Below are 26,928 nucleotides of genomic sequence, written 5' to 3'. Positions count from 1 at the left end.
TCAATGGTGCGTAGCGAATGGATTGCTGCCCGCAAAGGGCATGACAATGTTACCCAAATGCATTATGCCCGCCAAGGGATTATCACCGAAGAAATGCACTATGTGGCACGGCGGGAAAACCTACCTGCGGAATTGATTCGCGATGAGGTCGCCCGTGGACGGATGATTATTCCCGCCAATATCAATCACCCCAACCTCGAGCCGATGGCGATCGGGATTGCTGCCAAGTGCAAAGTCAATGCCAACATTGGTGCCTCTCCTAACTCCTCAAACCTCGAGGAAGAATTGGCCAAACTGCGTCTCGCAGTGAAGTATGGTGCCGATACGGTGATGGATCTCTCCACCGGGGGGGGTGACCTTGATGCCATTCGCACCGCCATTATTAATGCCTCACCCGTGCCCATTGGAACGGTGCCCGTCTATCAAGCCCTTGAAAGCGTCCACGGTAGCGTTGAGCGGCTTACCCCCGATGACTTTCTCCATGTCATTGAAAAGCACGCCCAGCAGGGGGTGGACTACATGACGATCCATGCGGGGATTCTCATTGAATATCTGCCTTTGGTGAAAAACCGCATCACTGGGATTGTGTCGCGCGGCGGCGGCATTCTCGCCAAGTGGATGCTGTATCACCACAAGCAAAATCCCCTCTACACCCACTTCCGCGACATTATTGAGATCTTCAAAAAATACGATGTTTCCTTCTCCCTTGGGGACTCGCTGCGGCCAGGGTGTCTCCATGATGCCTCTGATGAGGCTCAATTGGCAGAATTGAAAACCCTCGGTCAACTCACCCGCAAGGCTTGGGAACACGATGTCCAAGTGATGGTGGAAGGCCCTGGCCACGTGCCCATGGATCAAATTGAATTCAATGTGCGCAAGCAGATGGAAGAATGCTCTGAGGCTCCTTTCTATGTCCTTGGGCCCTTGGTCACGGATATTGCCCCCGGCTATGACCACATTACCAGTGCCATTGGCGCGGCGATGGCGGGTTGGTACGGCACGGCCATGCTTTGCTATGTGACCCCCAAAGAGCACCTTGGCTTACCCAATGCTGAAGATGTGCGCAATGGCTTGATTGCCTACAAAATTGCGGCTCACGCAGCGGATATTGCCCGTCATCGTCCGGGGGCGCGCGATCGCGATGATGAACTGTCGCGGGCACGGTATAACTTTGACTGGAACCGCCAATTTGAACTGGCTCTCGATCCGGATCGGGCACGGGAATACCACGACGAAACCCTACCGGCAGATATCTATAAAACGGCTGAGTTTTGCTCCATGTGCGGGCCGAAGTTCTGCCCCATGCAAACGAAGGTAGATGCCGATGCCCTTGCCGAACTGGAGAAATTCCTCGCCAAGGACAAAGATCAAGTGAGTGCCTCTGCCTAGGGCATGGCCATTGATTTCAAGGGGGGGTTGATTGCGATCGCCCTCCTTTTTGATGTCACCAATGGCTTCCATGATGCCGCCAATGCCATTGCAACGGTGGTGGCCACCCGTGCCCTTTCCCTGAGATCGGCGCTCATCCTTGCTGCTGCGGCTAATTTTGGTGGTGCCTTCTTGAGTACGCGGGTGGCGCTAACAATTGAAGCCGGCATTCTCAACAGCAGTGCCTTGGGTGCCCATTGGTTTGGCGTGATTAGTGCCGCACTCCTCGGCGCGATGGGCTGGAATTTGCTCACTTGGTATTGGGGTTTACCCAGTAGTTCTTCCCATGCCCTCATTGGTGGCTTGGTGGGGGCAGCCCTCTTTCAAGTGTCACCACAAATCATCTATTGGCAGGGGATTGTTGAGGCGGTGGTGATTCCCATGGTCGTGTCCCCCTTGGTGGCGATCGCCATCGGCCTTGGTTTGATGACCCTAGTCGAAAAGTGGTTGCAATGGCAAGGAGAACTCCCCCCAGAGCACTGGCAACGGTTGCAGATTCTCTCCGGAACATTGATGGCCGTTGCCCACGGTGCCAACGATGCCCAGAAAACAATGGGGGTGATCACCCTTGCCCTTGTGAGTTGGGGACAACTGTCACCGGAGGCGGGTGTGCCCTTCTGGGTGATGGCTGCCTGTGCCTTGGCGATCGCGATCGGTACCTATGGCGGCGGCGAACGCATTATCCGCACTACGGGGGAGAAAATTACACCCCTTGACCCTGTGAGTGGCTGCTTAGCGAATCTCAGTGCCGCCTTGACTGTGGGAGCCGCAAGTCTGGTGGGCTTTCCCGTCAGTACGACACAAGTCGTGGTGGGTGCGATTACGGGTGCTGGCTATCGCCATCAAGGGGAAGTGAACTGGCAAGTGTGGGCGCAAATTTTCATGGCATGGGTACTCACGTTTCCCGGTGCAGCCCTGCTGGCGATCGCGATCTCTTTTGGTCTATCCCAACTTTGAGTCAACCTCAGGAAACCTGTGTGGGCTGCATTTGTTGGGCATATTCACGAAAGCGTTCGAGATCTGCTTGCAATGTACTTTCAACTACGCGGCCAAGGAAAAGGCGATCCATCATTTGTCCCAAAATTCCCGGAATGGCATAGGACACCGACAGCTTCACAATGGTGCTGCCATGGCGATCGTAAAAGCGAATTGCACCCCGATTGGGCAGCCCATCCACGGACTCCCACTGAATCATTTGGTGCTTCACTTGGCGGCAAATGCGCGATCGCCAGCTAAAGTGCCAGTTGCCCGTGGTCAATGTCCAGCGCGATAGGGTAGGGTCTTCTTCAGTGATGACCACAGATTCAATCCACTTCATCCACAGGGGCATTTTCTCCAGATCCGACCACAGTGCCCAGACGCGATCGACATCGGCTGCCACTTCAATCTGAACCGTATGCTCTAACCAACTCATCCATGACCTCCTGCCAAAATCGCTTGGGCGGCTTGTCGTCCGGACATTGTCGCGCCCTCCATGCTGTCAATGTAGTCCTGCTGCGTATAGCTGCCCGCCAAGTAAAAGTTAGGAACGGGTGTTTTTTGGGGCGGACGATAGGGATCCATGCCGGGGGCTTCGCGATAGAGGGACTGCGCTAATTTGACGACACTGTACCATGTCATGTTCAGATGGCGCGACGAGGGGAAAAGTTCATGGACTTGGCGCAGCACATGTTGGGCAATTTCTTCATTGCTGGCTTTGATGAAGGGATCACCGGGAGTAAGCACCACTTGCAGTAAGGAGCCTTGACCTTCGCGATAGTAGTCCGCTGGACTAGTGAGGGCCAGATCCGCAAAGCAGGAAAAGTCAGCATCGGCAGTGTAGAGCAGGTTATCAATACCCGTTGCCGCCACCTGTTTTTGCTTACTGGGGTCTTGCAGTTCCGTAACCCAGCCATCAAATCGCAGTTGTACCGTGGCCACAGGCACGGCCTCGAGCTTAAAGATGTTGTCAAAGGTTGGGTGCGATCGCCACGCCGCCGGAATCAGGCGCTGAATCCCCGGCACATCACAGGCACATAGATAGGCATCCGCTGTAACTGTTTCTAGTTTTTCGCCTAGGGGAATCACCAACCCTTCCACCTGCCAAGTGCTCGGATCATCGCCGCGAAAGCGAATTTCCTTCACCCGTCGCCGCAGATGAATCTTAGCCCCCCGCGCTTCAAGGTAGTTCACCAAGGGTTTGAGCAGGTACTCTGCCGGTGACCCCTTGAGCATATTGAGCCGTGAGGCAGTGGTTTTGGCGGCAAACATCATAAAGATCGTCAGCATACAGCGAGCAGACATGTGCTCGGTATCAATGAAGCCAAGGGCATAGGAAATGGGATTCCAAAGGCGCTTGAGACTGTTTTCTGAACCGCCATGGCGGCGAAACCACTCCGCAAAACTGACCCGATCTAAGGCGCGAATTTGGCGCATTGCCCCTTCATAATCCACCAGACCCCGCACCACAGGACTGGTGCCAAGGGCAATGGCATTAAAGAATTTATCGGCAGCAGAGAGTTGATTGGTGGTAAAGAAGGCCTTGAGACCGTTGAAGGGGGCACCCAAGGGAAAGCGAAAATCCAGTTCTCCCACCTGACCACCGCGATTAATAAAGGTGTGGGTATGTTCCTTAGGTAGTAGGTTGGCGATCGCCCCCACCTTGGTCATCAGTTCGAAGAGATTGGCGTAGTTGTAAAAGAAGACATGCAGCCCCATCTCAATGTGGTTTCCATCGGCATCTTGCCAACTGCTGACTTTGCCCCCCACAAAGGGACGGGATTCATAGATTTCAACACTGTGACCGGCATCCACCAAATCCACTGCGGCGGCTAAGCCGGCTAATCCTGCACCAACAATGACAACCCGCATCGGTGATCCCAGAAAACTTTACAGATTTTAACATTTTCCGCCCCTCGGACGGTTTCTCGCGCGTTAAGAAACTTGGCAGAGACCCTTGCCCCCCAGAACCCTCGTCTATGATCAAGGTAAGTTGAAGTTTTTGAATCGCTCACGCTCACGGTGTGCTTATGGCTACGCGTCGTGTCCTCGCCTTTCCCCTCTGGCAGTATTTGAACCAACGGCTATTTAGTCCGGGCTTTACCCTCAATCCCAAACGGTTCTGGCGGCAGTATTACGATGCTTACCTCGAACGCTGCTGGCAAAAGGACTGTGCCTCCAAGGAAGAACCCTCCTGTTAATCGTTCCACAGGTTCGCTAAAATGAGATAGCTCACTTTCCCGATCAAGATTAGGGACTTTTGGCTGTCGTCATTTTAGTTACTTTCACCTGCTGGAAAAAAGAACACTATGGTTGCTTCGCCCCCCTCTGCTGATGCTGCCCTGAAACGCTCAAAAATTGAGGCTCTCAAGGAACAAAGCCAACATCTGCGGGAACCCCTAGCCACAGAACTGCTAGAACCAACGAATCGTTTTAGCGAAGAGGGGGTGCAGATCCTCAAGTTCCACGGCTCCTATCAGCAGGACAACCGCGATAACCGCGTCAAGGGTCAGGAGAAAGACTACCAGTTCATGCTGCGTACCCGCAGTCCAGGAGGGTATATTCCGCCGCAGCTCTATTTAACCTTGGATCGCTTGGCGGATGAGTATGGCAACCACACCCTGCGGGCAACAACGCGGCAAGGATTCCAGTTGCACGGCATTCTCAAGAAGAATCTGAAAGCAGCGATCGCAGCCATTATTCGCAGCATGGGATCCACATTGGGCGCCTGCGGTGATTTGAACCGCAATGTCATGGCGCCACCCGCCCCCTTTCGCGATCGCCCGGAATATGCCCTTGCCTATGAGTATGCCCACCGCATTGCCGATCTGCTGACCCCACAAACCGGTGCCTACTACGAGATTTGGCTCGATGGTGAAAAGGTGATCTCCGCCGAAGAGCACCCCGATGTCAAGGCGGCACGGCAGCGCAATGGCAATGGCACGATCTTTCCCAATAACGAAGAGCCGATCTACGGCGATCACTATATGCCCCGCAAATTTAAGTGCTGTGTCACGGTGCCGGGGGATAACTCCGTAGATCTCTTCTCCCAAGATTTGACACTGGTGGTGATTACAGATGCCCAAGGCCATCTTGAGGGCTTCAATATCTATGCTGGTGGTGGTTTGGGGCGCACCCACAACAAAGAAGAAACCTTTGCCCGCATGGCTGATGAAATTGGCTTTGTCCGAGCGGCAGATGTCTATGAGGCGGTGAAGGCGATCGTGGCCACCCAGCGGGACTATGGCGATCGCTATAATCGGCGCCACGCCCGTTTGAAATACCTGATCCACGATTGGGGAGTCGAAAAATTCAAGGCCAAGGTGGAAGAATACTTTGGCAAACCCCTCGAACCCTTTCGCCCGCTGCCGCCGTGGCGCTATCAGGACTTTTTGGGCTGGCACCCCCAAGGAGATGGCAAATTCTTCTATGGCCTCTCCATTGCCAATGGCCGCATCCTTGATCAGGGGAACTTCAAACTCAAGTCGGCCCTCAAGAAAATCGTCCAAGACTTTCAGCTCCCCCTGCGGGTCACGCCTCACCAAAATCTGCTCCTGTGTGATGTTTCTCCCGATCAACAGGATGCAATTCAGCACATCCTTGAGCAGCACGGGGTGCGTGATGTCAATGCCATTGATCCCCTCGAACGCTATAGCATGGCCTGCCCGGCGTTGCCTACCTGTGGCTTGGCCATTACCGAGTCGGAACGGGCAATTCCGGGGGTACTGGAGCGGATTCGTCGCCTCATGGATCGGCTGGGACTCCAAGAAGAGCACTTTGTGATTCGGATGACGGGGTGCCCCAATGGCTGTGCCCGCCCCTACTTGGCGGAATTGGGCTTTGTTGGCATTGTCCCCGGCGCCTATCAGACTTGGTTGGGGGGGAGTCCCGATCAAACCCGCTTAGCAGAGGTCTATATTGAGCGGTTACCGATTGCCGAACTGGAAACAGCCCTAGAGCCATTGCTAGTTTTTTATCGCGATCGCCGGCACAAGGGCGAATCCTTTGGGGACTTTTGCCACCGCGTCGGCTTGGCTGCCTTGCGGGAATTTGCCGCTACCTATATTCCAGCTACCGCGACAAAGCGCTACCGCGTGGATGTGCGTGCCGATCAATACCAGCAGCTTAAGGAATTAGCAGCGGCCAAGGGCATGTCTCTGGCGGCAGTGACCCGTGAAGCCATCCAGCGTTACCTTGAGCAATCTGGTCAGTAAGCTAAAACAATCAAGGATGGGAAGAGCGCTATCGGCTATAATGAGAAATCGCCAAATAGGGCGGCATAGCCAAGTGGTAAGGCAGAGGTCTGCAAAACCTTTATCCCCCGGTTCGAATCCGGGTGCCGCCTTTGGTCATTTAGCTTCTGGTGTAACTCTGCTGTGCTAGCCAATCCAAGAGCCGATGAATCCCCCAGCAGTAGTCGGGATCGCCCCAGAGGTGTTGACACTTGCGATCGCTGGTAAAGCCCACGTGACCCCCTTGCTCTGTCATCAGCAGGGTGAGGGCAGGGTTCGCCTTGGCAATGGCTAGGAGTTCTGGCACCAGATTGGGATCAAATAGGGGATCATCGGCGGCATAGAGAATCCAGACTGGTAGGTTCAGTTGCGGCAGCAGCGGCAAGGGACTGCTGGCGGCGTAATACTCGGCCACACTGCCAAAGCCAAGGCGGTCAATGACGAGGGCGGCATCAAAACCGGCAATGGTGTCAATCTGGGCAACGGTGTTGAGATCAAAGATTTGAGGATGAAGGCGATGCAGGTGGCGAGCTAAGTGTTGGAGTTGACGGCTGATGGCGCGTTCAAATTGCCGTCCCCAAAAAGTCGTGCCGAGGTGGGCAAGGGAGCGGTTGGAGTCAAGGTTGGGGCAAATCACAGCCGCCCCCCCAATCTCTTTTGTCCCTTGCTGTTGGGCATACCACGCCCCCCAAAGGGCTAACTGCCCCCCCAAGGAATAGCCAACAAACCAGTAGGGCGGCCTATAGCCCAGTTCTTGGCACTGTTGGGCGATCGCGACAAAGTCTTGGCCTTCGTAAAGCCCATCACTGGTCAACGCCGGAGAAAGTTCAGCACTGCGGCCATGGGCACGCCAGTCGAAGAGCACCACATCAAAGCGGCGGGCGATCGCCCAATGGGCAAGGGTATGCAAGTACCATTGATTCTTGAGATCACCCGTAATGCCGTAGGTGGCAATGATGGTTCCGCGTGCTTGGCCAACCCGATACCCCTCACCGTACAGGGGCACGCCCGCCGCCCCATGGAAAACATGGCTGGTTTGCGGTTGCCAAGGGTAGAGGCACCCCCAGCGTTGGACATAGGCAGTAAAGACCGTGTGGATCACGCCAGAGTGCAGCGGCAGTGGTGGCCAATAGGAGAGGGATTGCATAGAATTTAGTCATCCATCGTAAGCAAAATAGGTAAGGTAGGGCGTTTTTGGTGATCATTGTGAGGCATGGGTGATGACACGGAGCGATGATCCGCAGAGGACAGACCCCTATACCATGGAAACCTGTCTGACAGATGTCCAAGCCAACCGCTTGCTGGATGAAGTCTTTGCCGCTGTGGAGGCCGACCTCAATGAGCCAGAATCCCTAGCAGCGGTTTTAGAACCGGAACCTTCCCTCCTCGTCCCTTTTGAAGCGACAACTCCTCCTCCGCCTCCACCACCGGCGGAACCTTCTCGCTGGCTGCACCGCCCTCAACCGCAGCAGGCCTTTTCTTGGGGCGATCGCTTTTTGATGGGGGTTGGCATTGCCTCCTTTGTCCTAGGAGTTGGCCTTTGGATCAGTCTGAATCGCCAACCAGTTGCAGTTGCCCCTGACGCTACGGTGACCACAACCACCAGCCCTGCGGACATTGCCTTCGCTGAGTATCTGCAAACCTCCCTTCAGCTGCTCAGCCAACGGGCCGCCCCCCCAACCCCTGCATCGCCAGCGATCGCCAGCAATTCGGTTCCCACCCCCTCAACCCCCACCCCGACGGTTGAACGCATTTACGTTCCCGTCTACCAAGCCCCCAGCGCGCCAACGGTGACCCTGCCCAATTTACCAACGGTGACAGCTCCTACGCCGGCAGCCACACCGGTACCCCCTGCCCCTACACCGGCGCCCCCCCAACATACCTTAGTTGGCATCCTCGAACTGGGCGATCGCTCAGTGGCTCTTTTTCAAAGCAATGGCCAAACACTGCGCTTGAGTGTGGGCGATACAATTGGCAACGACGGCTGGCAACTGGTACAGATTCAAAATCAGCGGGCGGTGCTACGGCGTCAAGGGGAAGTGCGCTCCCTCACTGTTGGCCAAAGTTTTTAAAAAAAGGGGCACTCATGAGCTTTTTCCGCGACTTGAATGCATTCCTAGAGCAAAAACTCGAGGACTTTATTCGTGCCAATCCGCAGCTTGAACTCAATCTACTGCTCCTTGAGCTAGAGGATCAAGAACGGGAAACCCAAGAGCGGCTACTGCGGCTGCAACAGGAAGTCAATACCTGCGAACAGCAAATTTTAGGCCTTGTTTCCGAGATTCGCCGCTGGCGCGATCGTACCCACACCGCTATGGCCGCTCAGCGTCCTGATCTGGCCGAATTGGCACGACAACGGGAGGCCGAATTGCGCCAACGGGGGGAACAATTGTGGACGCAACGCCTCGACGCCCTCAATCAAATCCCCGTTACCCAGCAGCTGCTGCAAAAGATTCGCGATCGCCGGCGAGAAATCATGAACCGTGTGCCTAGTGCTAGTGCGCCCCCACCACCGCCCCCACCGCCACCACGCATGACCAGTGACCTGAATGACCCAATTGAAGCTGAGTTTCGCCGCTTGGAACTGCAAACTGCCCTTGAGGAACTGAAGCGCTCAATGGGGCTATAGCGCAACAGACGTGGGACAATCGAGAACGCGGTTTTATCCAAATATCCCATGGCGGTTATTCAGATTACATCCGACGACACTTGGCAAATTCAGGCCGATGGCCATCCCCTGCAGGGCACCCTCCAAGTACCGGGAGATAAATCCATTTCCCACCGTGCCCTGATGTTGGGAGCAATGGCAGAGGGCACTACCCATATTGAAGGCCTGCTCGTGGGTGAAGATACCTGTAGTACCGCCGCCTGTTTTCGTGCCCTTGGTGCCGAGATTTCAGATCTCAATGCCACAGCAGTCACAGTTCAAGGCTTGGGAATTGGCCATCTCCAAGAACCCGTGGATGTCCTGAATGCCGGCAACTCTGGTACAACGATGCGGTTGTTGTTGGGGGTATTGGCAGCGCAAACAGGTCGCTTTTTTACGATGACTGGGGATGCCTCATTGCGATCGCGCCCCATGGCACGGGTCGTCACACCCTTGATGCAGATGGGTGCCCAGATTTGGGGGCGTCAACACCACAGCCGTGCCCCCTTGGCCGTTTTGGGGCAGCCCTTAGAGCCAATCACCTACTACAGTCCCATTGCCTCCGCTCAGGTGAAATCAGCGCTATTGCTCGCCGCCCTCCACACCGAAGGCACCACCATTATTCGCGAACCCCACCGCTCACGGGATCACAGTGAACGTATGCTTCAGGCCTTTGGTGCCTGTTTGAGCGTGGATGAGGCCACCTGTACGGTGAGTCTTGAAGGACCTGCGGTCTTAAAGGGTCAGAAGGTGATTGTGCCCGGCGACATCAGTTCAGCCGCCTTTTGGTTGGTGGCAGCCTCCATTACCCCTGATTCAGAACTAGTACTGACCAATGTGGGAGTTAACCCCACCCGCACCGGCATTCTCGACGTGCTTTGGGCAATGGGGGCCGAGATTACCCTTGAAAATGAGCGGCTCGTCACAGGCGAACCCGTTGCAGATCTGCGGGTGCGATCGGCAGCCCTCAAGGGAACCCGTATTGGCGGTGAATTGATTCCCCGCTTGATTGATGAGATTCCGATTTTGGCTGTAGCTGCTGCCTTTGCCGAGGGGATCACCGAAATTCGGGATGCAGCAGAACTGCGGGTGAAGGAGAGCGATCGCCTCAAGGCCGTAGCCACAGAATTGCAAAAAATGGGCGCTAAGGTCACTGAACTCAGTGATGGCCTCGATATTCAGGGGGGCGTACCCTTGCAAGGCACCCATGTGGAAACCTACGGCGATCATCGCATGGCCATGAGTCTGGCGATCGCTGCCCTCAATGCCACAGGAACCAGCCACATTCACAACGCCAGTGCGGCAGCCGTCTCCTATCCTGAATTTGTAACAACTCTGCAACAAATTGCTTGACAACACAAAAATCCCAGTAATTTTTGGGACAACTTCACTCAACACCAAACGCTGTATGCTAGCATCAAATAAATTGTTTTGGTGTCACAATGCAGCTTCGCGTTGCGTTGAACTCTCTGTAGCGTTGTAATATTCAGGTGTTTACTTTCCTTGATAATTGTAAGACTAAATTAGACCCAAAATGATACAGAACCAAAAAAATACGATAATATAGTTTCACTCCTGCTCTAGGGGCGCCCTTGCGCTCTATCTGGGACAGGAAAATCCCTCTCTAACTGACTTCTTTGTTTTTTCGTTCAAAAAAGGCTGTGTTTGTTCATCATGGCAACAATTCAAGATTTCATCCACGTTCAGGATCAATGGTCATTAGATGAGTTGGTGGAAATCGCCAACGAACTCTTACCCCAGCACCTCCCCCAGGAGGATTCCAAAAACCGTGTTTTGGAAGAGGTCAACCCGCGTCTGGTGCGCCATTACACCTCCTGCAAATTGATTGACCGTCCCGCTCGCATTGGCCGCGAAGGGCGCTACGGCTATCGCCACCTGGTGCAATTGCTGGTGGTGCGGCGGCTGTTGATGGAGGGCTATACCGCAGGTGCCATTTACAAGCTGGTGTATCGCATGAGCACCCCAGAACTGCGGGCACTCCTTGAGCAAGGGGTTCATCTGCAATTGAATCCACCCCCGATCAACCCAGCTTTGGCCTTTTTGCAACAGGTACAAGACCGCTCTGAGCATCGCTATGGGGAACCCATGCGCGTCAGTCCCAGTGTCAGCCGCCGCGAGGTACCGCCCCCGAGCCATTCACCGCAACCAGAATCTTGGAAGCGCATTGAGGTGGTGCCGGGCTTTGAGGTTCATATTCGCGATGACTTTAACTTTCCCCAGATCAATCGCGATCAGGAAGCCCTTGTGAAGCAACTGGTGCAATTGCTCTCTAGCTATACCCAGCGCTAACTGAGACTGAACTATCCGGTGTCGCGGTCAGCCCGCTGGCGATCGCTATAATAGCGCCATGGAAGGATGCCTCAACGATACGGATATTTACACGCTGTGCCAAACCCTTGCCCTTGGCCAGCGCACCGGGGAACTCTACCTCGAAGATGATGCCGGTCATACGTGGCTTCTCTTTTTGAGTCATGGTCACTTGGTTTATATTGCCGATCGCCACAGCCACAGTTTAGAGCGGTTGCAGGATCTGCTCTATGGGCAGGGCATTCCTTGGCCGAGTCCCGATAGCTTCATCGAAAGCAAAGCCGGTGCCAGTTGGGTGGAATACGAATGCCTGTGGTGGCTCCTCGATCACTGCAAGCTCAATCAAATCCATAGCGTGTGGCGGGCGCTGCTGCGGGAGAGTCTCTTTGACGTTGTTAGCCTCAATCGCGCTTGGTTCAAGTTTTATAGTGCGAGTCCCCTCACCCCCCAATGGCACAATCTCTCCCTGACAATGCTGCTCAATGACAGCCTGAGTCATCTGCGGGAATGGAAAAAACTGCATCCAGAGTTGCGTTCCCTTGATCAATCCCTCGAACTGACGGATATTAAACCCACAGGCAACGATCCAGCGGATCAGTGGTTTCGCCAACTGGAACCCTTCGTGCGCGAGCGGATCACCTTGCGCCGTCTGAGTCGGCAACTGGGACGAGATGGCGTGACGGTGGGCAAACTCCTGCTGCCCTATCTCCATCAAGGGTACTTACAAGTCAGTTCTTGGGGAACCAATGGCCACACCCGTACATTTCCCCCCCTCTCTTGGCGGCGATCGCCCCGGGTCGTGTGTGTGGATGATGCCGCCACTGTCCGTCAAGTGGTTGAATCCACCCTGCAAGCCGCAGGTTATGAAGCCACGGCGATCGCCCACCCCTTAACGGCCTTGAGTCTCATTTTCCAACTCAACCCCGACCTGATTTTCCTCGATATTGCCATGCCCGAATTGGATGGCTACGAATTTTGCACCCTTCTACGGCACACCCCTCGCTTCCGTTATACGCCGATTATTATGCTGACTAGCCTCGTTGGTTGGAGCGATCGCCTGCGCGCCAAAGTGGCCGGTGCCACTGATTACCTCAGCAAGCCCTTTTCAACTCAAGAATTGTTAACAATTACGCACCATTACATTGGTGCAGCGCCACCTGTGACCTCCTTAACAGACGAGTCCTTTGGCGACGTGCTAGAACCAAAATCAGGCCTTGAGACGCCCCGTTAGCAGGTTAGCTATCATCAACCTGTCAACCTCTTAGGCTTTTAGAATATAAAGCAAACCCTGAATTCTACGTGTAACCCCCTATGAGTAAAGTCTTAGTTGTCGAAGATAGTCCACCCCAGCGGGAAATGATCAGCGAATTGCTGGCGAAAACAGGCTTTGAAGTAACCGTTGCCACCGATGGTGTCGAGGCAATGGAGCAATTGCAGCAGAGCACGCCCGATGTGGTTGTCCTCGACATTGTCATGCCCCGCATGAATGGGTATGAAGTCTGTCGCCAAATTAAGTCCGACCCCCGCACCCAATCCATTCCCGTGGTGATCTGTAGCTCCAAAGGTGAGGAGTTTGATCGCTATTGGGGCATGAAACAGGGGGCTGATGCGTATATTACGAAGCCCTTTGACCCCAAAGAATTGGTTGGCACCATCAAGCAACTCTTGCGAGGCTAAAAAAATGTTTAGTAGCTCAGACTTACTCGCAACCAATGCCCCCATCGAAAGTGGCAATATCGATGACCTCAGAACCCCAGAGGGGGATTTACATATCCTCTTTACCATCCCTAGCGGTGATACCCTAGCCCTACCGGCTATTGGGGTACGCGAAGTTGTGGCCGTGACTCCCGATCGCATTACGCCAGTGCCCAATACCTCCAATCTCCTACTGGGGATTTTGAACTTGCGGGGGCAGGTGATTTGGGTCGCGGATACCGGTAAGTTTCTTGGCGATGACACCCCCTTGAATACCGATCGCTCTGAGCTATCGATTATTGCCATTGAAGATGATGAGTTAATGGTAGGGCTAGCAGTTCATCAAGTCCGAGGCATGGAGTGGCTCAACAATGACACCATTAAGCCCGCGACCCATGTCAGCGATCAGATGGCTCCCTTTGTCCGTGGCGAATGGGTTTTTGATGCCGAGCAACAGGACATTGTTAAGCTCTTGGATCCCCTCGCCATTTTACGCAGTGCTCGTTGGGGACTCTAAACTAGAAAAAGTAGAATCTCAATGACACTCGCCCGCAAGTGTCACGATGGAACCCATCAACACCAGTCACTTTAGGAAAATTAACACCCCCGTGCTATCTTTCCCAAGGATTGGCGCATACTTTAGTAATTAAAGCTTCCTTGATGTAGTCCCTAAGAATTCTCTGCCCCTCGTCATCGTCCATTCTGGGAGTAAGCCCATGGCATCCAGCAGCACCCAACACACCCAAGAATATCAAAAAGCGGTTGCCGCTTATGTGCAAGGCAACTATGAAGAAGCAGCCAAAATCACTGACCAGTTGGTGGGCACCCGACCGGGCGATCCAAACCTGCGGCTGCTGCGGGGGCACATTTACTGCTGTCAACAACGCTACAGCGAGGCTCAAGAGCAGTACCATGCGGTTCTCAATGCCACAACGGATCCAGAATTGATCAACTTGGCCAACGAGAGCCTTGCCAAGATTAAGGATTTGATTCCCGCTGCTGAACCTGCCAAAAACGGCGGCGAACACCACCCCCCCCTGCAAGGAGATCACACCCAACTGCAGGGGGACAATACCTTTTTGCAAACCACGCCACCCATTGTGGAACCCCAAGCCGCAAACCCTTCAGAGGAATTGAGTCTTGATCACTTTGATGACTTTGGTAGCGATTTAGGGACAAGTAACCCCTTTGACGATCTTGAGGTGGGCGGCATTGAGGAAGAATTTGGCGCCAGTTTAGAACAGGGTGCCTTTAATCCCTTCGACGAAGATGCGGCGGTTCAGGATCCCTTTGCCTTTTCGGCCAATTCTTTGGAGGAGCCAGTCGCGGACATTCCAGAAATTCCCATCGGCGAATCCGTGCAGCCCCTAGGTACAGAGTCCATCAGTGATGATGATGTCACAATGCTCATGGGAAGTTCTCCTTTGACCCCGTCCGAACCGGCCAGACCTATTTTTGATGGTGAGACATCAGAAAGTACTGCGGCTCCGTTTCAAGAAATGACGCCCCCCGCCCTCGAAACATTTGATGATCCCTTTGCTGCTGAAGTAGCCGTATCTGAAGAGAGTCTCTTTGGGGGGCTTACAGAATCGGGAGAAGCCAACGCTTCTGAAGAGAGCCTTTTTCCCGGTCTTGAGGAATCCCTAGCGGCAAATATGTCGGCAGAAAGTCTCTTTGGCGATATTGAGGAAGCCCCAGCAGCCAGCATTCCTGAAGAGAGCCTCTTGCCAAATCTGACGGAATCCATTGAGACCAATGTTCCTGAAGTCTCTACCTCTGCCGCTGGTATCAGTGATTTGTTGACCAATGAGGCGGCAGATGCCATTGAATTGTTGCCGCAGCCGGAATTAAGTTCCTCTGATGCAGCCGAGGAGGAAGACGATCTCTTTGGCGACTTTTCGGTTTCCCTTGAGGCTTTTGAAGCCCCAGATATTGTGGCAGAACCCCTGTCTCCTGAGGCCTTTGACCCCGCTACCTTTGAGGATGAGCAAACGATCGCCATGTCTGAGTTTCCCGCAGGTGAAACCGTTAGGGAGCCAGAGGCACCAGCGATCGCGCAAGGGGAAGCGAGCTCTGGTGGTGCTGAACCCTTTGAATCCATTGCCGACTTTAACCTAGAGGATCTCTCCTTTGGCAATGCAGATCTCTCCGGTGCGGGATTTGATGATGAAATGACCATTGCCAATCCTCAAGTGCATGGTATGGGGGCTGTTGGCTCAGATGCCACCGTGATGGCCGATGCCGGCACCGAGACCTTTGCAGTTTTACCGGATGAATTTGATCTCAGCCAGCAAAGTCTTGAGGACTTGGCCGATTTTAGCCTCGACCTGAGTCAAAGCACTGCTAGCCGCGCTGAAACCCCACCCCCTGCAGCAAGTCAGGATCTGTCAGCCTTTACCGAGCAAGTACCCGTTGCAGCACCAGCAGCTACTGCGCCAACACCTTCCCGTAGTCCTAGTCCTGTGGCTAGAACAGTCCCAGCAACCTCAACGGCCACGAGTTCCTTTGGCCAGCAAAACATTACCTCAGCCGTAACCAGTGGTGTCCTTTCCGCCTTGGCTGCGGGTGCCGTTAGTTTAGGCTTTAGTGCCTCCGGCCCTGCGCCTTTAGTGAGTGGTACTGCTGCTGGTCTCACCGCCGGGGTGGCCGTCTATGCCATGGGGCAGCGCAGTGTCAGCCGCATCAAGCGCTTCTGTACGGATTTGCAGGCACAGTGTAATGCCGTGATTGCCGGTGATATGACGGCGCGGGTGCCGGTCACCAGTAACGATGAACTGGGACTCTTGGCACAAAGCTTTAACCAAATGACGGATACCATCCAGCAAATTACTGCTGATGCCCAGAAAAAAGCAGAGGAAAACGAACGGCAGCGGGATGATTTACAGCGCCAAGTGATCCGACTCCTCGATGATGTGGAGGGGGCTGCCCGCGGTGACCTGACCGTACAAGCGGAAGTGACAGCGGACGTGCTCGGCGCAGTGGCCGACTCCTTTAACCTGACAATTCACAACCTGCGGACGATTGTGCAACAGGTGAAAATTGCCGCCCAGCAGGTGAGTCGCGGTGCGGCAGAAAACGAAACTTTTGCCCGTAGTCTCTCAGCAGATGCTCTGCGGCAAGCGGAGGAGCTAGCCGTCACCCTGAACTCGGTGCAGATGATGACCAATGCGATTCAGCGGGTGGCCGAAAGTGCCCAAGAAGCTAATGAGGTGGCACGCAATGCTTCAGAAACAGCCCTCCGTGGTGGTGAGGCGGTGGAACGCACAGTGGCGGGTATTTTGCAAATTCGGGAAACGGTGGCCGAGACCACCCGCAAGGTGAAGCGCCTAGCGGAATCTTCCCAAGAGATTGCCAAGATTGTCGGTGTGATCTCGTCGATCGCCAACCGCACGAACCTGTTGGCCTTGAACGCCAGTATTGAGGCCGCACGAGCTGGGGAAGCAGGTCGGGGGTTTGCGGTGGTCGCCGATGAGGTGCGCCAACTGGCAGACCGCTCAGCCAAAGCCTCGAAAGAAATTGAGCAGATTGTGTTGCAAATTCAAAGTGAAACCGGCGCGGTGATGACCGCCATGGAAGAGGGCACACAGCAGGTGATTGAGGGCACCAAGCGAGCAGAACAGGCCAAGCATGCTCTTGAGGACATCATCCAAGTGTCCTCGCAAATTGATACCCTTGTGCGCTCGATTACCAACGCTACGGTCGAGCAAACAGAATCGGCGCGAGCCATGGCTCAGGTGATGCAATCCATTGAGTTGACAGCGCAGGCCACCTCTCAGGAGGCACAGCGGGTGTCTGACTCGTTGCAAGGTCTAGTGAGTGTGGCGCGCAACTTGCAGGCATCGGTGGAACGGTTCCGCGTTGAAAATACTGAAGATCAAGCCTAAGCAATCCGGGAGGGGGCTATGCAAAGCGATCAACAAAAGCGCATTCTTGGCTACTTCATTGAGGAGGCGCAGGAACACCTGACCACCATTGAAGACAGTTTGATGAATCTCCAGCAGGTGGTCAATGACCCCGAGGCGATGAGTGAAATGTTTCGGGCAGCCCACTCCGTCAAAGGGGGAGCGGCTATGCTCGGACTCCATAGCATTCAGCACACCGCCCACAAGCTGGAGGACTACTTCAAAATTCTGCGGGAACACCCCGTAACGGTGGATGAAACCCTAGAGCAACTCTTTTTGCAAGCCTTTGATGCGCTGCGGGAACTCCTCGATGAATTGCAAGGCCCCTTTGGTTTGACGGAGGAGACAGCAACGGCAACGCTGAATCGGGTGGAGCCAGTCTTCAATCAACTGCAAGCCCACTTGAGCCACCTGACCCAAGGAGCAGAGGTGGCGCCCCCTGTAGCTGCGCCTTCTCCCCCTGTGGCCGAACCCGTTAAGCCGCCGGTGCAACCCGTTGCTGACTCCAGCTACCGCTTAGTCTTTCAAACGGAGGTGCCCGATCGCTTGCGGGCAATGTTGCAACTCTTTAAGCAACCCGATTCGCCCCAAGTGCGGCAAGAATTGGCGGAGGCCTGTTCTAATTTGGGTCAATTGGGGGAAACCTTTGCGCTGCCCCAGTGGGTTGAACTGCTGGCGATCGCCCAACAGGCGGTGAGTAACACAGCTCAGCCCCTCACGGCCTTGGCACCCGTGGTGATTAAAGAGATTATGGCGGCTCGCGACTTGGTGCTCAATGGTCAAGGCAGTGCGATTCGTCCCAGTGACAGTTTAGTGGCGCTTCAGCCCCCTGTGATTGAGGAAGCGCCGGCTGTTGTTCCAGAAGCGCCAGAGCCTGTGGTCTTAGAATCAGCTCCCGTCACCCTTGAGGAACCACTGCAACCCCTTGAAATGGCCTCTGAGGTTGCTCCGCTAGAGGTGAGGGTGCCTGAAGAAGAGATTTCCGAGCCAATGGAGCCAATGAGCAGCGGTGGCGATGGTGTCACTGTTTTTGGTGAGAAGAGTGGGACTGATTTCCAAGAATTGAGTGACATTTTTAGTGATGCCACAGCGCTGCCGACGGCCTGGCTGGAGGACACCCTTGAGGAGGATTTGGCCAGTTTAGAGCTGGGGGATGAAGCGGCCTTTGATGAGGAGATTTCCGACTTTTTGAACATAACCGCTGCTGAGGAGTTGCCTGAGGCAGAACCCCGCCTTGATGCCATTCTCGATGAAATTGAAGAACTCTCGGGTGAGCTGGTCTCTGCGGAGGTGGAGGAAGCCTCCCTCGATGACCTCACACCGCCAGCGATCGCCGAAAGTATGGCTGAGGCCCTTGAGGCGCCCTTGATACTTGACCGTCCTCTTGAGGAGAGTGCAGCCGCAGAACCCGTCGAACTTGGTCTGGATGCATTCCTTGAACAATTCGCCGAGGAAGCCCCCTCAGAGATGGCCGCTCTTGATGAGGCAGTTGCTTCCCTAGAAGACTTTTTGGGTGAGGTGGAAACCACTGAGGCTCCCGATCTGCTTCCCTTAGAAGAGGACTTTGAGATCCCTGCTCTCAGTGATGTTGCTGAGGATGTGGCTGAGTTCCTCGAAGAGGTGCCGGGTCTCAACGATGTCCTAGAAAACTTGGTTGTGGATAATGCGGCGGAAGAAGCCCTCGCGGAATTTATTGCTCCGCCAAGCCCTGATGATCCTTGGGCAGAAACGCTATCCGAGGCACCGGCGATCGCTGAGCCAAGTATGCCTGAAGTCACAGCGGCAAATATTGCTGAACCCGAACCCCTAGTGGAGGAGATTGTACCCGCTCCTGAGACTGCTAGTAGCATTACCGAGCGAGAATCCCTCATGGAAGCCTCCTTCACCTCTCCTGAAGCTGCAGGCATGACGGAACCCGAAGCGGTGGTGGAGGAATCCATTCCCTCCCCTGAAGCTGCCAGCATGGCTGAACTGGAGGCACTGATGAATGATGCCACTGTGCCTGCCACCCCCGAAAGCGTCCTAGAGGAATTGGAGGGGTTGATTGAGCAAAGTGCAACGAGTACAACCCCAGCTGAGGCTGCCACGTTCAACGAATTGGATCAGCTTTTAGAGACGGTGGCGCCACCGGCCTTTGAGGATCTCGAGCAACTCTTGGGTCAAGCCACCCCTACGGCACCCACCCCACCGCCGGCCACAACAGCCCCCTCGACTGCGGATGATAGTTTTGCCGATTTAGAGAAATTAATTCCCCAACCCGCAGGGAGTAGTGCGAAGGCGGCCACTCCTCGCCGAGCCGGGGCAGGGCCAAAAGGTAGCGCCTTGGTGGAGCAAACCATGCGGGTACCCGTACGCCACCTCGATACCTTGAGTAACCTCGTTGGGGAGTTGGTGGTCAACCGCAATAGCCTCGAAGACACCCAAGAACGCCTGCGGCAGTTTCTTGATAACTTGCTCTACCAAGTCCAACAACTTGGGGATGTCAGCCAACAAATGCAAGACCTCTACGAGCGATCGCTCCTTGAGAGTTCACTGTTGGGCGTAACGACAGCACGGGCAGCCAATGGCCAAGGGGAACGGGGAACCCACGCCACGGGGGTCGAGTTTGATGCCTTGGAAATGGATCGCTTTACCGGTTTCCACACCCTCTCTCAGGAGGTGATTGAGCGGATCGTGCGGGTGCGGGAGGCAGCGGATGACATCCAGTACGTGATTGATGAAGTGGAGCAGGTGGCACGGCAGTTTCGTCAAGTCACTACCCAAGTTCAAGAGGGGTTGAGCCGCTCACGAATGGTGCCCTTCCGTGAAATGTCTGTCCGCTTGCCGGGTGCCGTGCGCCGCGTTGCCAGTACCATTGGCAAACAGGTGGAACTGAAGATTGAAGGGGAAGATACCCTCATTGACAAGGGCATTCTCGAAAAGCTCTTTGACCCGATGACCCACCTGATCAATAACGCCGTCTATCACGGTATTGAACCCCCCGAAGAGCGGCGGCGATTGGGCAAACCTGAAAAAGGCCTGATTCGCGTGCGAGCCTTCTATCAAGGCAGTCAAGCGATTATCTCCGTCAGTGACGATGGAGCGGGGATTGACCCAGAACGGGTAAAACGCAAGGCAATCGAGAAGGGTCTCCTGAAGGAGGCGGATGCCCCCAACCTGTCGCGCCAAGAGGTCTATGCCTTCCTCTTCCAGTCGGGATTTAGCACCAAAGATCAAGCCGATGCCCTTGCCGGTCGCGGTGTGGGGATGGATGTGGTGCGCAAAAATCTGGAGGACATTCGCGGCACGATTAACATTGACTCTACGGTGGGCAAAGGCACCACCTTTACGATCCGCTTGCCGCTGACGCTGAGCATTACCAAAGCCCTCTGCTGCATTGATAACCACTGCCGCATTGCTTTCCCCATTGACGGTGTGGAGGATATGCTGGATATTCCCCAAGAGCGCATCCAAACCCTAGAAGATGGTCAACGTGTCCTCTCGTGGCACGATCGCCTGCTGCCAGTGCGTAAACTTGGGGACTTGCTCAAGTACAGCCGCAATATTAGCCGCAGCAATGTCTATGGCGGGAGCAGCCAAGACGATGGCATGGTCTCAATTGTTGTGCTGCGCAGCGGCGATGATCTCGTGGCCATGGAGGTGGATCAGGTCATCGGCGAACAGGAAATCGTGATTAAGCAGTTGTCTGGACCGGTGCCGAAGCCGGTGGGGGTAGCGGGAGTCACAGTTCAAGGGGATGGTCGCGCGATGGCGATCGCCGACGTGCTGGAAATTATTGACCTGTCCCTAGGACGCATGGATCGCGACTGGCGTGGCTTTGGTCACACCATGGATGTTGCGGAACCCGAGGAAGCCTCCGAACCCTTGGTGCTGATTATCGACGACTCGATTACAGTGCGGGAGTTGCTCTCAATGACCTTTACGCGGGCAGGCTACCGCGTTGAGCAGGCACGGGATGGTCAAGATGCGTGGGAAAAACTGCGCTCTGGCTTGCCCTGTGACTTAGTCTTTTGTGACATTGAGATGCCACGCATGGATGGCTTGGAGTTGCTCTCGCGGATTCAAAAAGATCCCAAACTCAACCATCTGCCGATCGCCATGCTGACCTCACGGGGCGCCGATCGCCACCGCAAGATGGCCGCACAACTGGGGGCACGGGGCTACTTTACCAAGCCCTATCTCGAGGAGCAATTACTGGATGCGGCGGCACGGCTCCTCAGGGGTGAAGTTCTGGTGCAGCAGGAGCCGACACCTACCCCATGAGTGAGCGATCGCCGGCCCTAGCAGACTTCCTTGCCCAACTCCCCTTTGAACTGGATGCCTTTCAAGAAGCGGCGATCGCTGCCCTTGATGCCGGTCGCTCTGTGGTGGTCTGTGCTCCTACGGGGTCAGGTAAAACCCTCATTGGTGAGTATGCGATTCACCGTGCCCTGACGCGGCAGCAGCGGGTTTTTTACACCACCCCCCTCAAGGCACTCTCAAACCAGAAGTGGCGTGACTTTCAGCAGCAGTTTGGTGCAGAGCAGGTCGGCCTCTTGACCGGGGATGTCTCGATTAACCGCGATGCCCCGATTCTGGTGATGACGACGGAAATTTTCCGCAATATGCTCTACGGCACTCCCATTGGCGAAGTGGGTACCTCCCTTGCGGGGGTTGAAGTGGTGGTGCTCGATGAATGCCACTACATGAACGATCGCCAGCGGGGCACCGTTTGGGAAGAATCGATCATCTACTGCCCCAAGGAAATTCAACTAGTCGCCCTCTCCGCCACGATCGCCAACGGCGAACAACTCACCGACTGGATTCAATCCGTCCATGGGGATGCTGAACTGATCTACTCCGACTGGCGACCGATACCGCTGCACTTTTACTTTTGCAACAGCAAGGGACTCTTCCCCCTCTTGGACGGCCAACGCAAACGCCTCAACCCGAAGCTCCACGGCCAGCCCGAACTGCGGCGACGCGGCGGCAAGCGGGACTTTTTGAGCATCCGCTACGTGGTCAGCCAACTGCAACAGCGGGAGATGCTGCCGGCCATTTACTTTATCTTTAGTCGGCGCGGCTGTGACCAAGCGGTTCAAGAGGTCCTGGGCATGAATCTCCTCACCAAGGCAGAACAGCAAGCACTAGCGGAGCGGGTCGAGGCCTTTTTGGCACAACATCAGGACATTGTTGCCCCGCAAATGATTGCCCCCCTCTACCAAGGGATTGCCGCTCACCATGCCGGGGTGCTACCCGTGGTGAAAACCCTTGTGGAAACCCTCTTTCAAGAAGGCCTGATCAAACTCGTCTTTGCCACGGAAACGCTGGCCGCAGGGATCAATATGCCCGCGCGCACCACCGTCATTTCCACCCTTTCGAAGCGCACCGACAGTGGTCATCGCCTCCTGACGGCCTCTGAATTTTTGCAAATGGCAGGGCGAGCCGGCCGCCGCGGTATGGATACCGTGGGTCATGTGGTGACGCTGCAAACCCCCTTTGAGGGCGCCCATGAAGCGGCATTTTTGGCCACCGCCGCCCCGGATCCCCTCATTAGCCAATTTACCCCCAGCTATGGCATGGTCTTGAACCTGCTCCAACGCCACACCCTTGAAGAAGCGCGGGAATTGGTGGAGCGCAGTTTTGGGCAGTATTTGGCCACATTGCAACTCACGCCCCAACGGCAGGCGATCGCCCAACTGGAAACGGAATTGCAAACCGTGCAACAACGCCTCACAGGCATTGATCGGCAGCAACTAGCGCAGTATCAAAAGCTGCGGGAACGGCTACGACAGGATCAACGCCTCCTGAAAATCCTCGAACAGCAGGCGGAGCAGGAACGTGCCCAAGAACTCCTCCCCTTTATGATGGCGGTGCCGCCGGGGACATGGCTCCATATCAAATCCCCCCTGCGAGACCATCCCCCCTTAGCCGCCGTCCTCTGTCAACCCGTTGCTGGTTCCGGGCAGTTGCCCCACTGGCTGTGCCTTGCGGCTGATGGTCGCTTTCGGGTCGTTGGCATTGATGACATTTTGGCTGTCTATCCCGATCGCCCCCCCTGTAGCAATCTCCCCCCGCCCCCAGAGGCAATGAAACTGCGCCTAGGGGAAAGTTATCCCTGCAATGAGGCGAATCACTACCTCGGTACCCTCCCGGATCTGCCACCTGTCTTAGCCGCGCCGGAAGTGGCGGCTCAAGCCGCTAAAATCGCTGACCTTGAGGCCAAACTCACGCAACTCCAAGCCAGTCTGCCGCAAAATGTCCATTCGCTGCTACGCTTAGTTCGTCGCGAAGAACGGCTACAAACGGAACTGCGCGATCGCCAGCACAAGCTCCAGCAACAGTCCCAACGCCACTGGGAGCAATTTCTTGCCCTCATTGCTGCCCTGCAGGACTTTGGTGGCCTCAACGACCTAACCCCCACCCCCCTTGGGGAAATGGCCGCTGCTCTGCGCGGCGAAAATGAACTGTGGTTGGCTCTGGCCTTGGCCTCTGGTGAACTCGATGACTTGCCCCCCCACCTCTTGGCGGCAGCGATCGCAGCTCTAGTGACTGAAACGCCCCGTTCCGACAGTTGGTGCAACTACCCCATTCCCAGTGAAGTGGAAGAACGCCTTGCCGCCCTTAGTCCGATTCGCCGCCGACTGTTTCAGGTGCAGCGTCGCCATCACATCATCTTTCCCCTCTGGTACGAGTGGGATCTCATTGGCTTGGTAGAGCAGTGGGCCTTGGGCACGCCGTGGCATGAATTGTGCACTGAAACCAATCTCGATGCCGGCGATATTGTGCGGTTGCTGCGGCGCACCCTCGATTTTCTTTCCCAGATTCCCCATGCGCCCCACACCAGTCCCCAACTCCGCCAAAGCGCCCAGCAGGCACGCTACCTCCTCGATCGCTTCCCCGTGAATGACTTGCTAGAAGGAGTCGAGCTAGAGGCAGCAACCGTATAGTTTGAATCGTCATAAGAAGTGGCTCAGGCGGGATTTGAACCTGCGACCTTGGGCTTATGAGTCCCCTGCTCTAACCACTGAGCTACTGAGCCGAAATTTTTGCGCAATTCTCATTATAACGCGAATGTCCCAAAACTCAAGGCTCGGCCCGCAGATTCCAGTCGAGTTCGCCGTACAATAATAGAGTGGATCCATTAGAGGAAAGATAGGCGTTGAGCAAAGCAGAACGCACGGCGCTTGACAACAAGCTATCGCAGCGATTTATTCATCTCGATCCGGCAGGGTATTTCATTATCTACATTGACCCTGCGCAAGAACTGATCTGGATGAAACACTATCCCAATGACATCAATGAGAAGGGCTTAGCGGTGGATCCCGATACGGGAGAACCCATTCCCACCAAAGGGAAAGTAACGCGGGAACCCGATCTAGTACTTAGCGGTCGAACAGCCAAGGAGTTGTGCATTGAACTCTTTGAAAAGGATCGCCAACTGGTGACGATGTTTGACCATGCGGCCTATCTCGGCCGAGAACTGATGCGGGCACAGTTTTGTTTGGATGAAGGGCTTGAGTATATCCAAGATTAGACACCACTGGCGTTGGCGGGTAGGGGCAGTTCTTTTGATGCTCTGTGCCCTAGTGGGTACAGCCTTAGCAGCGATCGCCACCCCCGACTGGAGCGGTACCGTCGATGTTTTGCCCTTGAATGCCCAGTTGGGAGCGCAAATCTATCTGCGGCGCTGTGGCAGTTGTCACCTCGCAGTCCCCCCGGAAACATTGCCCACTCCGGCATGGCAGGTACTGATTCAAGATACCAATCACTACGGCGCAACCCTCGAACCCATTCCCCGCCCAGAGCTGGTTCCCCTGTGGAACTATTTGCGCACCTATTCGCGACCCCTGCCCAACGATGCCCAAATTCCCTTTCGCGTCGGGCGATCGCCCTTCTTTCGTATCCTCCATCCCCGTGTTGCGGTGCCGCAGCCCGTCACCCTCGATGGTTGTGCCCAGTGCCATCCCAAGGCCACCCTCTTTAACTTTCGTGAGCTAAGCCCGCAGTGGCAGGATTCCCCCTAGAATGTTTAGGGATGGCGAATTTTCCACCGCCCGATGTTTTCTAGCTCCTCCAATCGCTATTCTCCGCGTGTCCAACGCATGATGATGCGCCGTCGCTGGCTACAGCAAGAGTGGTGGACGGTTGGGGCACTTCTCCTCTGGGGAATGTTGTTTCTTCGATATTGGTTGCAGGGGCGACTGGGGTTACTGATTCACCCCAACTACTTTGGACTGGCGATCGCCGCTGGGTTTCTTTTAGTTGCTGTGAGTGGTTGGCAAGGGTGGCGGTTATGGCGGGGGCGAGTGACACCTGTGCAGCATGTTGCCCTCTTACCGGCTCGTTGGACGCTCAGTATTCTGATTTTCGCGGCAGTCGTGGGTTTGGTGATGACGCCCCGTCCTTTCAATAGTGCCACGGCCATTCATCGCGGTCTCGAGGATGGCTTGACAGTGACCCGCAATAGTCCAGTGGCCTTTCGCCTCAATCAACGGCCTGAGGAGCGGACGCTCATTGACTGGATTCGCACCCTTGATGTCTATCCCGAACCCGATGCCTATAGGGGGTTGCCCGCTCGCATTGAGGGATTTGCGGTTCATAGTCCCCAACTGCCAGAGACTTATCTCACGCTCACCCGTTTTGTCATTACCTGTTGTGCAGCGGATGCCTATCCTGTGGGACTGCCCGTGAAATTGGGGCGATCGCGCCAAGCCTATCCCCAAGATCAGTGGTTTCGCGTTGAAGGTCGGATGACCACAGAAACCCTCAACGACCGCCGCCAATTGGTATTGGTTGCTGAGACGATAACGCCGATTCCTGAGCCTGAAAATCCCTTTATGTACTAAGGCAATGCTATTTCACTTGATTCACACTCCCTACTGGATTGTCTTGGGCATGGGGGTCTTGCTCTTTTTGACGGTGATCTTTGGCGATGTGGGCGCTGAAGAGGTCGAGCTAGAGGGAGATGCCGATCCCTTGGAAGTGGAGGTCGATCTAGAGGAGGGCATCTCATTTCTGACAATTTTGCATTGGTTGGGGGTGGGGAGAGCGCCCCTCATTCTCTTGCTCGCCTTAGACTTTAGCCTTTTGGGCGTGCTGGGCTGGTTTTTTAATGTTCTCTTTTACACCCTGAGTGGCAGTTGGCCGGGGGTGGTGTGGTCTGGGGTGATTGCGATCGCGGCACTGCTGTTGGCGCTAACAATTGGGGGGCTGTGTTCACGGCCTTTGGGGCAAATTTTTGCGCAGTTTAGTGAAGATACCAGTCGCGATCGCCTGCTGGGGTGCAGTGGCCACGTCAGTTCTGCCCATATTCCCCACAGTGGTACTGGTATTGGCCAAGTGAGTGTTTTGGATGCCAATCGCAATCGGCTGATTCTGCCGGCAGTGCTCCCCCCTTGGGCAACGGTCACCCCCCAGCATGGTCAGGAGATTTTAATTATTGATCACCAAGAGAATGAGTACATCGTCGTGGCCAAAGACAGCTTGGATGAAGCCACATGGTTACGCCAGCAGCGGCAATCTCAGATCAAAGATAGCGAAGATTCCTGAGGCATTGATTTTAGGATGGGCGGTGAGGGACTCGAACCCCCGACAGCCTCGGTGTAAACGAGATACTCTACCAACTGAGTTAACCGCCCAAGTTCCAGAATATCTATCATAGCAAAGGTATAGCCTGTTTCTAAAAAACGGTACACAAAGCGGATAGGAGCTTGTTCTATGACTCTGTGAACGGGGA

General features: G+C 55.1%; 21 protein-coding genes and 3 tRNA genes. 19 read left to right on the top strand and 5 right to left on the bottom strand.

Annotated features, from left to right (window positions below; translation table 11 throughout):
- The first annotated feature begins 6 nt into the window (after positions 1-6).
- Entirely contained in the window at positions 7-1,389 is a 1,383-nt protein-coding gene (gene thiC / locus RHH81_RS00395) for a phosphomethylpyrimidine synthase (protein ID WP_190278284.1), read from the top strand.
- A gap of 3 nt (positions 1,390-1,392) precedes the next feature.
- A complete protein-coding gene (locus RHH81_RS00390; protein ID WP_302676949.1) occupies positions 1,393-2,385 on the top strand; it encodes an inorganic phosphate transporter in 993 nt (330 codons plus the stop codon).
- 7 nt (positions 2,386-2,392) lie between these two features.
- Here the strand turns inward: RHH81_RS00390 and RHH81_RS00385 are convergent, their stop codons facing one another.
- Both RHH81_RS00385 and zds read right to left on the bottom strand, forming a co-directional pair.
- Positions 2,393-2,842, bottom strand: a complete 450-nt coding sequence (locus RHH81_RS00385; protein ID WP_206200587.1) for an SRPBCC family protein — start codon at positions 2,840-2,842, stop codon at positions 2,393-2,395.
- Positions 2,839-4,278, bottom strand: a complete 1,440-nt coding sequence (zds, locus tag RHH81_RS00380; RefSeq protein ID WP_310743188.1) for a 9,9'-di-cis-zeta-carotene desaturase — start codon at positions 4,276-4,278, stop codon at positions 2,839-2,841. The genes RHH81_RS00385 and zds overlap by 4 nt, the downstream gene beginning before the upstream one ends.
- Positions 4,279-4,436: 158 nt before the next feature.
- On the opposite strand from zds, the gene RHH81_RS00375 reads away from it, so the two are divergent.
- The 3 genes from RHH81_RS00375 to RHH81_RS00365 all read left to right on the top strand — a co-directional run bounded on the left by RHH81_RS00375 (position 4,437) and on the right by RHH81_RS00365 (position 6,751).
- Positions 4,437-4,607 carry a hypothetical protein gene (locus tag RHH81_RS00375; protein WP_190278128.1) on the top strand — a complete coding sequence of 57 codons (171 nt, stop codon included), beginning with the start codon at positions 4,437-4,439 and terminating at the stop codon, positions 4,605-4,607.
- A 108-nt stretch (positions 4,608-4,715) separates the two neighbouring features.
- On the top strand, positions 4,716-6,620 hold the full coding sequence (sir, locus tag RHH81_RS00370) for a sulfite reductase, ferredoxin dependent (protein ID WP_206200585.1): 1,905 nt from the start codon (positions 4,716-4,718) through the stop codon (positions 6,618-6,620).
- Positions 6,621-6,679: 59 nt separating this feature from the next.
- Positions 6,680-6,751, top strand: a tRNA-Cys gene (locus RHH81_RS00365).
- A gap of 8 nt (positions 6,752-6,759) precedes the next feature.
- Here the strand turns inward: RHH81_RS00365 and RHH81_RS00360 are convergent.
- Entirely contained in the window at positions 6,760-7,785 is a 1,026-nt protein-coding gene (locus tag RHH81_RS00360) for an alpha/beta fold hydrolase (protein ID WP_310743187.1), read from the bottom strand.
- A 73-nt stretch (positions 7,786-7,858) separates the two neighbouring features.
- Between RHH81_RS00360 and RHH81_RS00355 the strand changes: the two genes are divergently transcribed.
- From RHH81_RS00355 to RHH81_RS00310, 10 genes are all read left to right on the top strand, one after another.
- Positions 7,859-8,710: a hypothetical protein gene (locus RHH81_RS00355; RefSeq protein WP_206200583.1), complete on the top strand. Its 852-nt coding sequence runs from the start codon at positions 7,859-7,861 to the stop codon at positions 8,708-8,710.
- A 14-nt stretch (positions 8,711-8,724) separates the two neighbouring features.
- Complete coding sequence (locus RHH81_RS00350) at positions 8,725-9,267, top strand: hypothetical protein (RefSeq protein ID WP_206200582.1); 543 nt, start codon at positions 8,725-8,727, stop codon at positions 9,265-9,267.
- Between the two features lie 48 nt (positions 9,268-9,315).
- A complete protein-coding gene (aroA, locus tag RHH81_RS00345) occupies positions 9,316-10,638 on the top strand; it encodes a 3-phosphoshikimate 1-carboxyvinyltransferase (RefSeq protein WP_206200581.1) in 1,323 nt (440 codons plus the stop codon).
- Positions 10,639-10,959: 321 nt separating this feature from the next.
- Positions 10,960-11,595 carry a MerR family transcriptional regulator gene (locus RHH81_RS00340; RefSeq protein ID WP_149817113.1) on the top strand — a complete coding sequence of 212 codons (636 nt, stop codon included), beginning with the start codon at positions 10,960-10,962 and terminating at the stop codon, positions 11,593-11,595.
- Between the two features lie 58 nt (positions 11,596-11,653).
- A complete protein-coding gene (locus RHH81_RS00335; RefSeq protein ID WP_302676941.1) occupies positions 11,654-12,844 on the top strand; it encodes a response regulator in 1,191 nt (396 codons plus the stop codon).
- Positions 12,845-12,924: 80 nt separating this feature from the next.
- Positions 12,925-13,290, top strand: coding sequence for a response regulator transcription factor (locus RHH81_RS00330; protein WP_149817109.1), 366 nt, complete (start codon positions 12,925-12,927; stop codon positions 13,288-13,290).
- Between the two features lie 4 nt (positions 13,291-13,294).
- Entirely contained in the window at positions 13,295-13,825 is a 531-nt protein-coding gene (locus tag RHH81_RS00325) for a chemotaxis protein CheW (protein WP_149817107.1), read from the top strand.
- 199 nt (positions 13,826-14,024) lie between these two features.
- Positions 14,025-17,192, top strand: coding sequence for a methyl-accepting chemotaxis protein (locus RHH81_RS00320; protein ID WP_310743186.1), 3,168 nt, complete (start codon positions 14,025-14,027; stop codon positions 17,190-17,192).
- A gap of 18 nt (positions 17,193-17,210) precedes the next feature.
- Positions 17,211-21,473: a response regulator gene (locus RHH81_RS00315; protein WP_310743185.1), complete on the top strand. Its 4,263-nt coding sequence runs from the start codon at positions 17,211-17,213 to the stop codon at positions 21,471-21,473.
- Entirely contained in the window at positions 21,470-24,139 is a 2,670-nt protein-coding gene (locus tag RHH81_RS00310) for an RNA helicase (RefSeq protein ID WP_206200578.1), read from the top strand. Before RHH81_RS00315 ends, RHH81_RS00310 begins: the two co-directional genes overlap by 4 nt.
- 19 nt (positions 24,140-24,158) lie before the next feature.
- Here the strand turns inward: RHH81_RS00310 and RHH81_RS00305 are convergent.
- Positions 24,159-24,231 (bottom strand) — tRNA-Met (locus tag RHH81_RS00305).
- Positions 24,232-24,351: 120 nt separating this feature from the next.
- Between RHH81_RS00305 and RHH81_RS00300 the strand changes: the two genes are divergently transcribed.
- Genes RHH81_RS00300 through RHH81_RS00285 form a run of 4 tightly spaced genes read left to right on the top strand, consistent with a single transcriptional unit; the run spans position 24,352 to position 26,741 of the window.
- Entirely contained in the window at positions 24,352-24,726 is a 375-nt protein-coding gene (locus RHH81_RS00300; protein ID WP_149817099.1) for a DUF4346 domain-containing protein, read from the top strand.
- A gap of 37 nt (positions 24,727-24,763) precedes the next feature.
- On the top strand, positions 24,764-25,216 hold the full coding sequence (locus RHH81_RS00295; protein ID WP_225901605.1) for a diheme cytochrome c: 453 nt from the start codon (positions 24,764-24,766) through the stop codon (positions 25,214-25,216).
- A 33-nt stretch (positions 25,217-25,249) separates the two neighbouring features.
- Entirely contained in the window at positions 25,250-26,038 is a 789-nt protein-coding gene (locus RHH81_RS00290; RefSeq protein WP_310743184.1) for a TIGR03943 family putative permease subunit, read from the top strand.
- A 4-nt stretch (positions 26,039-26,042) separates the two neighbouring features.
- Positions 26,043-26,741: an OB-fold-containig protein gene (locus tag RHH81_RS00285; RefSeq protein ID WP_206200575.1), complete on the top strand. Its 699-nt coding sequence runs from the start codon at positions 26,043-26,045 to the stop codon at positions 26,739-26,741.
- 16 nt (positions 26,742-26,757) lie between these two features.
- On the opposite strand, the gene RHH81_RS00280 is transcribed toward RHH81_RS00285, so the two are convergent.
- Positions 26,758-26,830 (bottom strand) — tRNA-Val (locus RHH81_RS00280).
- Positions 26,831-26,928 lie beyond the last annotated feature (98 nt).

Origin of the sequence: Thermosynechococcus sp. PKX95 (genome assembly GCF_031583295.1) — a bacterium.
GTDB lineage: Bacteria > Cyanobacteriota > Cyanobacteriia > Thermosynechococcales > Thermosynechococcaceae > Thermosynechococcus.
The sequence above is the reverse complement of the archived record's forward strand: the minus strand, read 5'-3'. Positions and strand labels throughout refer to the sequence as shown.

Coding starts and splice junctions, on each gene's coding strand:
- RHH81_RS00390 (WP_302676949.1), top strand. CDS start 1,393: ATGGCCATTGATTTCAAGGGGGGGTTGATTGCGATCGCCCTCCTTTTT.
- RHH81_RS00385 (WP_206200587.1), bottom strand. CDS start 2,842: ATGAGTTGGTTAGAGCATACGGTTCAGATTGAAGTGGCAGCCGATGTC.
- zds (WP_310743188.1), bottom strand. CDS start 4,278: ATGCGGGTTGTCATTGTTGGTGCAGGATTAGCCGGCTTAGCCGCCGCA.
- RHH81_RS00375 (WP_190278128.1), top strand. CDS start 4,437: ATGGCTACGCGTCGTGTCCTCGCCTTTCCCCTCTGGCAGTATTTGAAC.
- sir (WP_206200585.1), top strand. CDS start 4,716: ATGGTTGCTTCGCCCCCCTCTGCTGATGCTGCCCTGAAACGCTCAAAA.
- RHH81_RS00360 (WP_310743187.1), bottom strand. CDS start 7,785: ATGCAATCCCTCTCCTATTGGCCACCACTGCCGCTGCACTCTGGCGTG.
- RHH81_RS00355 (WP_206200583.1), top strand. CDS start 7,859: ATGACACGGAGCGATGATCCGCAGAGGACAGACCCCTATACCATGGAA.
- RHH81_RS00350 (WP_206200582.1), top strand. CDS start 8,725: ATGAGCTTTTTCCGCGACTTGAATGCATTCCTAGAGCAAAAACTCGAG.
- aroA (WP_206200581.1), top strand. CDS start 9,316: ATGGCGGTTATTCAGATTACATCCGACGACACTTGGCAAATTCAGGCC.
- RHH81_RS00340 (WP_149817113.1), top strand. CDS start 10,960: ATGGCAACAATTCAAGATTTCATCCACGTTCAGGATCAATGGTCATTA.
- RHH81_RS00335 (WP_302676941.1), top strand. CDS start 11,654: ATGGAAGGATGCCTCAACGATACGGATATTTACACGCTGTGCCAAACC.
- RHH81_RS00330 (WP_149817109.1), top strand. CDS start 12,925: ATGAGTAAAGTCTTAGTTGTCGAAGATAGTCCACCCCAGCGGGAAATG.
- RHH81_RS00325 (WP_149817107.1), top strand. CDS start 13,295: ATGTTTAGTAGCTCAGACTTACTCGCAACCAATGCCCCCATCGAAAGT.
- RHH81_RS00320 (WP_310743186.1), top strand. CDS start 14,025: ATGGCATCCAGCAGCACCCAACACACCCAAGAATATCAAAAAGCGGTT.
- RHH81_RS00315 (WP_310743185.1), top strand. CDS start 17,211: ATGCAAAGCGATCAACAAAAGCGCATTCTTGGCTACTTCATTGAGGAG.
- RHH81_RS00310 (WP_206200578.1), top strand. CDS start 21,470: ATGAGTGAGCGATCGCCGGCCCTAGCAGACTTCCTTGCCCAACTCCCC.
- RHH81_RS00295 (WP_225901605.1), top strand. CDS start 24,764: ATGCTCTGTGCCCTAGTGGGTACAGCCTTAGCAGCGATCGCCACCCCC.
- RHH81_RS00290 (WP_310743184.1), top strand. CDS start 25,250: ATGTTTTCTAGCTCCTCCAATCGCTATTCTCCGCGTGTCCAACGCATG.
- RHH81_RS00285 (WP_206200575.1), top strand. CDS start 26,043: ATGCTATTTCACTTGATTCACACTCCCTACTGGATTGTCTTGGGCATG.